Origin of the sequence: Kitasatospora sp. NPDC018619, assembly GCF_044391605.1 — a bacterium.
In the GTDB taxonomy this organism is placed as follows: Bacteria; Actinomycetota; Actinomycetes; order Streptomycetales; family Streptomycetaceae; genus Kitasatospora.
On record NZ_JBISAI010000017.1, the window covers coordinates 170,819 to 177,074 of the forward strand.

Consider the following 6,256-nt stretch of genomic DNA (forward strand, 5'->3'; position numbering starts at 1 on the left):
CCGGGGCCGGCGGCCCCGGAATCGTCTCGTTGGTCGTACCGCCCCGGGGGGCGGTACCGGGAGCCGTCCGCCGGCCCCCGGGGCGGGGAGCTGCGGACGGCCCTTGCGCGGGTGCTGCTCGGTGCTGCTCGGTCGTGCGGTTCGCTCCGGCGCCCGGCTAGTGGGCGGGGGAGCCGCCGCGCTTCTTGTGCAGGCTGATCGACACGGTCTTGTCCTCGCCGACCGAGGAGTCGACCTCGCCGGCCAGCGCGGAGAGCACCGTCCAGGCGAAGGTGTCCCGCTCGGGGGCCTTGCCGTCGGTGGTCGGGGCGGCGACGGTGACCTTCAACGAGTCGCCGACCAACCGGAACTCGCAGGAGAGCACGGAGCCGGGCACCGCCTGCTGGAGCAGGATGGCGCAGGCCTCGTCGACCGCGATCCGCAGATCCTCGATCTCGTCGAGCGTGAAGTCCAGCCGGGCCGCGAGCCCGGCCGTCGCTGTTCGCAGGACGGAGAGGTAGGCCCCCGCTGCGGGCAGCCGGACCTCCACGAAGTCCTGAACACCGAGATCGCCGTCGATCTGGGACACCCTTGCCTCCTGGGTGACGCGCTGTGCTTTCCTGGTACCCCGCTTGTTACCGCTTGCTACCCCTGGAAGGGGTCCGGCGTCGCGGATCCGCCATCGCGCTGCCTTCCGCACCCCGGTTCGGGAGTTACTCATGGTAAGGCATTGCGACGCAGGGTGGCAGACCCTTTCTCCGGGCTCCACGGAGCCGTTCAGCGCCGTCCGGCGGCGGCCAGCGCCTCGTCGGTGAGCCGGTACACCGTCCACTCGTCGAGCGGCACCGCGCCGATCGACTTGTAGAAGTCGATCGAGGGCTGGTTCCAGTCCAGGACCGACCACTCGACCCGGGAGTAGCCGCGCTCGACGGCGATCCGGGCCAGTTCCAGCAGCAGCGCCTTGCCGTGGCCGCCGCCGCGCGCCTGGGGGCGGACGTACAGGTCCTCCAGGTAGATCCCGTGGGTGCCGCGCCAGGTCGAGAAGTTGCGGAACCAGACCGCGAAGCCGACCGGCTCGCCGGTGGCGTCGTCCTCGGCGATCAGCCCGAACAGGGCCGGGTTCGCGCCGAAGAGGGCCTCGTGCAGCTGCTCCTCGGTGGCCTTCGCCTCGTGCAGGGCCTTCTCGTACTCCGCGAGTTCGCGGACCATGGCGTGGATGACGGGGACGTCGCTGGCGACGGCGGTGCGGATCATGCCTGTGAGCCTACTGCTCGGGACCGGTCTCGTCCCAGGCCTGGACGGAGGTCTGGTCGACGATCCGGCCGTCCCGCAGGTCGGCCATCGAGGACATCAGCACCCGGACGCCGTCCGGGTAGCGGCAGGACTCCAGGAACGCGACGTGGTCGCCCTGGACCACCACCTGTTCCAGCGTGTGGGTCGTCTCGCGGCTGTAGACGTCGTCCAGCATGGCGCCGATCTCGTCCCGCCCGTGCATCACCAGGGGGTGGCTCGGCTGGGTCCTGCGATCGACCACGCGCAGTTCGGCGTCCTCGGCGTAGAGCGCCAGGAGGGCGTCGGCGTCGCGGCGTTCGATCCCCTCGCGCAGGGCGCGGGTGTCGAAGGCGGCGGGGGCCGTGGCGGTCATGGTCTCGCTCCTCCGGTCGGTTCCGTCGGCTCGTACCTTGAGCGTACGCCCGGCCGTCCCCGCCCGGCGGGGCTCCGTCCGGCGGCGGTCAGCGGGCGGGCACGGTGCGCAGGTAGGCGGCCAGCGCGCTGATCGCGGCCGGGTTGCGCGGGCTCTCCACCAGGTCGACGTAGTCCATGACGAAGATCCGGTCGTTCCTGATCGCGGAGACGCCGGCCAGCGGCGGGAAGGCCCTGAGGAACTGCCGCTTCTCCTCGGCCCCGGGCGACGCGTAGTCGTTGATCACGATCACCTCGGGGTCGCGCTGGACGACGCTCTCCCAGCCGGCCGTGACCCAGCTGTCGGCGAGGTCGCCCATGATGTTGGTTCCGCCGGCCTTGGCGATGATCTCGTGGGCGGCGGCGAACTTCCCGGCGGTGTACGGCTTGTCCTGCCCCCGGTCGTACAGGAAGACGGACGGGCGGTGACCGGCCGGCGGGACGGCGGCGATCTGTGCCTTGAAGTCGGCGACCAGCCGGTCGGCGCGGTCCCTGACGTCGAAGATCTCGCCGAGGTTGGCGAGGTCGGTGTAGAGCGCCTCCAGCGGGTCCATCACGCCGCGCTCGCCGCCCCGGCCGCTGCGGCAGGACTCGCTGAGCACGTAGGAGTCGATGCCGAGCGCCTTGAAGGCCTGCGGGGTGATGCCGCTGCCCTCGTCGAAGCCGTAGTGCCAGCCGGCGAAGACCAGGTCGGCCCCGGCGTCCAGGGCGATCTCCTTGGTGAGGACCTTCCTGGAGAGCCAGGTGGTCTGCTGGTAGCCGTCCTTCCACGCCACCGCGTCGACCTTCCCCTTGTCGTCCGGCATCACGTAGCCGGCCATCCGGTCGGCGAGGCCGAGGGAGAGCATCAGCTCGGTGATGTTGACGTCGTTGGTCACCACCCGGGCGGGCTTCTGCGCGAAGGTGAGCCGCTGGCCGCAGTTGTCCACCGTCACCGGGTAGTGGGCGGAGGCGGTGGCGGCCTCCTTCGGGGCGATCTCGGCACCGCAGGCGGTGAGTCCGAGGGCGAGCAGGGCGGCGGCGGCAACGGCCTTGGTGCGCACGGTGGTTCCTCTGGAAGGGGAGGGCGGGCTGGTCAGGAGGAGGGGTCGAGGCGGTCGAACAGCAGCTGGAGGGCGCCGGTCGCCGGGTGCCGGACCGGGGTGGCCCGGACGCCGAACACCTCGGCCAGCAGGGCGGGTCGGAGCACCTCGTGGGGCGGGCCGGAGGCGACGATCCGGCCCGCCCGCAGCACGTACAGCCGGTCGCAGTGGCCGGCCGCCAGGTTGAGGTCGTGCAGCGCGGTGAGCACCGTCGGACCGGCCCCGCGGGCGAGTGCCAGCACCTCCAACTGGTGCGCGATGTCCAGGTGGTTGGTGGGTTCGTCCAGCACCAGCAGCCGCGGCTCCTGGACCAGGGCGCGGGCGAACAGCACCCGCTGCTTCTCGCCGCCGGACAGGCTCAGGAAGCCCCGCTCGGCGAGGTGCCCGGCGCGGACCTTGCGCAGCGCCTCGGCGCAGCGTTCGGCGTCCCCCTCGGCGGGGGCGCCGAAGCCGCGGCGGTGCGGCAGCCGGCCCATCGCGACCACCTCGGCGACGGTGAAGTCGAACTCGGCGGAGTGCTCCTGGGTCAGCGCGGCCACCCGGCGGGCGCTCTCGCGGGCGGTGAGGGCGTGCAGGTCGTCGCCGGCCAGCCGGACCGCGCCGCCGGCCGGCGCCAGCACCCGGTAGACGCAGCGCAGCAGGGTCGACTTGCCGCTGCCGTTCGGGCCGACCAGCCCGACCACCTGCCCGGCGGCGGCCGCCAGGCTCACCTCGTGGACCAGCCGGGTGCCGGCCAGCTCCACCGAGACGGCGTCGACCGCGAGGTCCTCGGCCCCGGCCACCCCGGTCGCCTCCGTCATTCCGGTCGTCCCGCTCATCGGGCTCCTCCGAACGCCTGGCCGCGGCGGCGCATCATCACCAGGAAGGCGGGCACCCCGAGCACCGCGGTGAACACCCCGACGGGCAGCTCGGCGGGCGCCAGCAGGGTGCGCGAGGCGATGTCCACCCAGACCAGCAGCAGCGCCCCGGCCAGCGGCGCGACCACCAGCACCCGGCGGTGCCCGGCGCCCACCAGCATCCGCGCCACGTGCGGCATCAGCAGCCCGACGAAGCCGATCGCCCCGCTGACCGCGACCACGGTGCCGGTCACGGCGGCGGTCACCACGAACAGCTCGCGGCGCAGCCGGTCCGGGTCCACGCCGAGCGAGGCGGAGGTCTCGTCGCCCATCGCGAGGGCGTCCAGCCGCCCGGCGGCGCAGACCAGGTAGCCGAGGCCGGCCAGCACCGTGACGGCGGCGATCGGCACCTTGCCCCAGGTGGCGCCGCCGAGGCTGCCGAGCAGCCACATCATGACGTCCCGGGCGGCCTCGCCGCGGTCGGCGGTGAAGACCATCAGGGTGGTGGCGGCGGAGAAGCCGTAGGACAGGGCGGTGCCGGTGAGCACCAGGCGCAGCGGGGTGAGCCCGTACACGGTGCGGGCGGCGACGTAGACCAGGGCCATGGCGGCCAGCGCGGAGCCGAAGGCGGAGGCGGAGACCGCCCACACGCCGAGCGAGGCGAAGGCGCCGAAGATCATCACGGCGTTGGCGCCGACGGCCGCGCCGGAGGAGATGCCGAGGACGAACGGGTCGGCCAGCGCGTTGCGCACCAGGGCCTGGACGGCGACGCCGCAGGCGGCCAGTCCGGCGCCGACCACGGCGGCCAGCACGGTGCGCGGCAGCCGGATCTCCCAGACGATCGCGTACGCGGCGGCCTCGTCCGCGTCCAGCCGACCGCCCGTCAGCCCCGCGCCCAGGAGCCGCAGCACCCGGGGCAGGCCGATCCCGGAGGAGCCCAGGGCGACCCCGCAGACCAGGGACAGCAGCAGGACGGCGGCGAGGCCGACGGCGAGCGGCACGACGGGTATGCGGCGGCCGGGCGGGCCGGCTGCACGGTTCGCGGGTGCGCGGTTCACGGATGCGCCTTGCCTTCGGCCGCGGGTGCGCCGGGGCGGGCGCGGGCCGGAGCGTGCCGGGGCGCCGTCCCCCTCGCAGTCCACGGCGAGTCGTCGGGAGGTCCGCGGCCGGGGGCGATCGGGCTGGCGCGGCCGTACGGACGGTACGGGCCGTGCTCACCGTTGCGGGTCAGCGCCGGATTCGCACCGGACTTCTCCCTCGGACGCCCTGGCAGCATAACAGCCACTCAGGGCAGGCAACCCTTACCCGGGAGGGGCGGGACGTGGACGCACGACCGCCCCCGGCCGGCGGTGCGGACGGGGGCGGTCGGGTGGCGACGCGTCAGGCTCAGGCCTGCTTGGTCTCCCAGAAGATCTTGTCGACCTCGGCGATCAGGTCCAGCAGGGCCTGGCCGGTGGCCGGGTCGGTGGACGCCTTGGCGGCCGAGGCGGCCTTCAGGGTGTCGTTGATCAGCTGGTGCAGCTGCGGGTACTTCTCGAAGTGCGGGGCCTTGAAGTAGTCGCTCCACAGCACCGAGATGTGGTGCTTGACGGCCTCGGCGCGCTGCTCCTTGATGATGATGGCGCGGGCGCGGAAGTGCGGGTCCTCGTTGGCCTGGTACTTCTCCTGGGTGGCCTTGACCGACTCGGCCTCCAGCTTGGCCTGCGCGGGGTCGTAGACGCCGCAGGGCAGGTCGCAGTGGGCGTGGGCGGTGGCGCGCGGTGCAAACAGACGAGAGAACATGGGAGTCCTTCCTTGGATCGTCTTCCCGCGCCCGAGATTACCCTTCCGCCCTCCCGGTTTCGCGGCCGGGCGGTGGGCCTAGGGCAAAAGACGGAGCGGGAACCGGGCCAATCCGGACATCGGGCCGGGGCCCGCCGGTGGGGCAGACTGGGGGCCGACGGGAGGAGGAGCCGTGGTGCGCAGCGCACGACGGGAGGGCGCCGGGGCCGGGGGGCCGGGCCGGGGCGGCGTGCTGCCGTTCGGGCTGGTCGACGTGGCGGGGCCGTCGATGGTCCCGACCCTGCGCGAGGGCGACCAGCTGCTGGTCCGCTACGGCGCGCCGATCAGGCCGGGCGCGGTGGTGCTCTTCCGGCACCCCTTCCAGCAGGACCTGCTGGTGGTGAAGCGGGCCGCTGAGCGCCGGGCCGCGGGCTGGTGGCTGCTCTCCGACAACCGCCCGGTGGACAGCGACAGCCGCAGCTACGGCGCCGTCCCGGACGAGCTGGTGCTCGGCCGGGCGCTGCTGCGGCTGCGGCCGAGCCCGGCCTGGCTGGCGCCGGGGCGCCGGCTGGAGCGGCTGCTGCTCAGCCCGGGGCCGGCCCGGGTGCCGGGGCTGGCCCGCCGGCTCGGGGTGTGGGCCGAGGACGTCCAGGGGCCGGGGCCGGGGCGCGGGAACCGTTAGGGCGTGTCAGACACGCCCTAGAGATCGTCTTCAAAGCTGATCAAGTGATGGGCGATCATGTCGGTCATGGTGCGTCGTCATGAGCTGTCGGATGCCGAGTGGGCTGTGCTGTCGCGGTTCCTGCCCGCTTCCGGGGTCGCCGGTCGTCCGCGTTCGGACGACCGGCTGGTGCTGAACGGGATCGTGTGGAAGCTGCGGACCGGCACGTCCTGGCGGGACGTCCCGGAACGCTA

At 73.5% G+C, this 6,256-nt stretch carries 9 protein-coding genes and 1 riboswitch; of the genes, 2 read left to right on the forward strand and 7 right to left on the reverse strand.

What is annotated here, in order from left to right; all coding sequences use genetic code 11:
* Positions 1-157: 157 nt before the first annotated feature.
* The 7 genes from ACH5AR_RS25985 to sodN all read right to left on the reverse strand — a co-directional run bounded on the left by ACH5AR_RS25985 (position 158) and on the right by sodN (position 5,362).
* Positions 158-568, reverse strand: coding sequence for an anti-sigma regulatory factor (locus ACH5AR_RS25985; protein WP_355255165.1), 411 nt, complete (start codon positions 566-568; stop codon positions 158-160).
* Between the two features lie 188 nt (positions 569-756).
* A complete protein-coding gene (locus tag ACH5AR_RS25990) occupies positions 757-1,233 on the reverse strand; it encodes a GNAT family N-acetyltransferase (RefSeq protein WP_396303908.1) in 477 nt (158 codons plus the stop codon).
* A gap of 10 nt (positions 1,234-1,243) precedes the next feature.
* Positions 1,244-1,624, reverse strand: a complete 381-nt coding sequence (locus ACH5AR_RS25995; protein WP_396303909.1) for a nuclear transport factor 2 family protein — start codon at positions 1,622-1,624, stop codon at positions 1,244-1,246.
* Positions 1,625-1,712: 88 nt separating this feature from the next.
* Positions 1,713-2,705, reverse strand: coding sequence for an ABC transporter substrate-binding protein (locus ACH5AR_RS26000; protein ID WP_396303910.1), 993 nt, complete (start codon positions 2,703-2,705; stop codon positions 1,713-1,715).
* Between the two features lie 32 nt (positions 2,706-2,737).
* Positions 2,738-3,544 (reverse strand): ABC transporter ATP-binding protein, encoded by an 807-nt coding sequence (locus tag ACH5AR_RS26005; RefSeq protein WP_396303919.1) that lies wholly within the window; start codon positions 3,542-3,544, stop codon positions 2,738-2,740.
* Positions 3,545-3,558: 14 nt separating this feature from the next.
* A complete protein-coding gene (locus tag ACH5AR_RS26010) occupies positions 3,559-4,590 on the reverse strand; it encodes a FecCD family ABC transporter permease (protein ID WP_396303920.1) in 1,032 nt (343 codons plus the stop codon).
* A gap of 164 nt (positions 4,591-4,754) precedes the next feature.
* A riboswitch (cobalamin riboswitch) is annotated at positions 4,755-4,835 on the reverse strand.
* A gap of 131 nt (positions 4,836-4,966) precedes the next feature.
* Entirely contained in the window at positions 4,967-5,362 is a 396-nt protein-coding gene (gene sodN, locus ACH5AR_RS26015) for a superoxide dismutase, Ni (protein ID WP_045699892.1), read from the reverse strand.
* 175 nt (positions 5,363-5,537) lie between these two features.
* On the opposite strand from sodN, the gene sodX reads away from it, so the two are divergent.
* Both sodX and ACH5AR_RS26025 read left to right on the forward strand, forming a co-directional pair.
* Positions 5,538-6,023 carry a nickel-type superoxide dismutase maturation protease gene (sodX, locus tag ACH5AR_RS26020; protein ID WP_396303911.1) on the forward strand — a complete coding sequence of 162 codons (486 nt, stop codon included), beginning with the start codon at positions 5,538-5,540 and terminating at the stop codon, positions 6,021-6,023.
* A 66-nt stretch (positions 6,024-6,089) separates the two neighbouring features.
* On the forward strand, positions 6,090-6,256 hold a 167-nt coding region (locus tag ACH5AR_RS26025), incomplete at its 3' end, for a transposase (RefSeq protein WP_396303921.1).

What these genes read in the sequence shown, in the direction of transcription:
- ACH5AR_RS25995 (WP_396303909.1), bottom strand. Translation starts at nt 1,624, where the DNA reads ATGACCGCCACGGCCCCCGCCGCCTTCGACACCCGCGCCCTGCGCGAG.
- ACH5AR_RS25990 (WP_396303908.1), bottom strand. Translation starts at nt 1,233, where the DNA reads ATGATCCGCACCGCCGTCGCCAGCGACGTCCCCGTCATCCACGCCATG.
- ACH5AR_RS26005 (WP_396303919.1), bottom strand. Translation starts at nt 3,544, where the DNA reads ATGACGGAGGCGACCGGGGTGGCCGGGGCCGAGGACCTCGCGGTCGAC.
- sodN (WP_045699892.1), bottom strand. Translation starts at nt 5,362, where the DNA reads ATGTTCTCTCGTCTGTTTGCACCGCGCGCCACCGCCCACGCCCACTGC.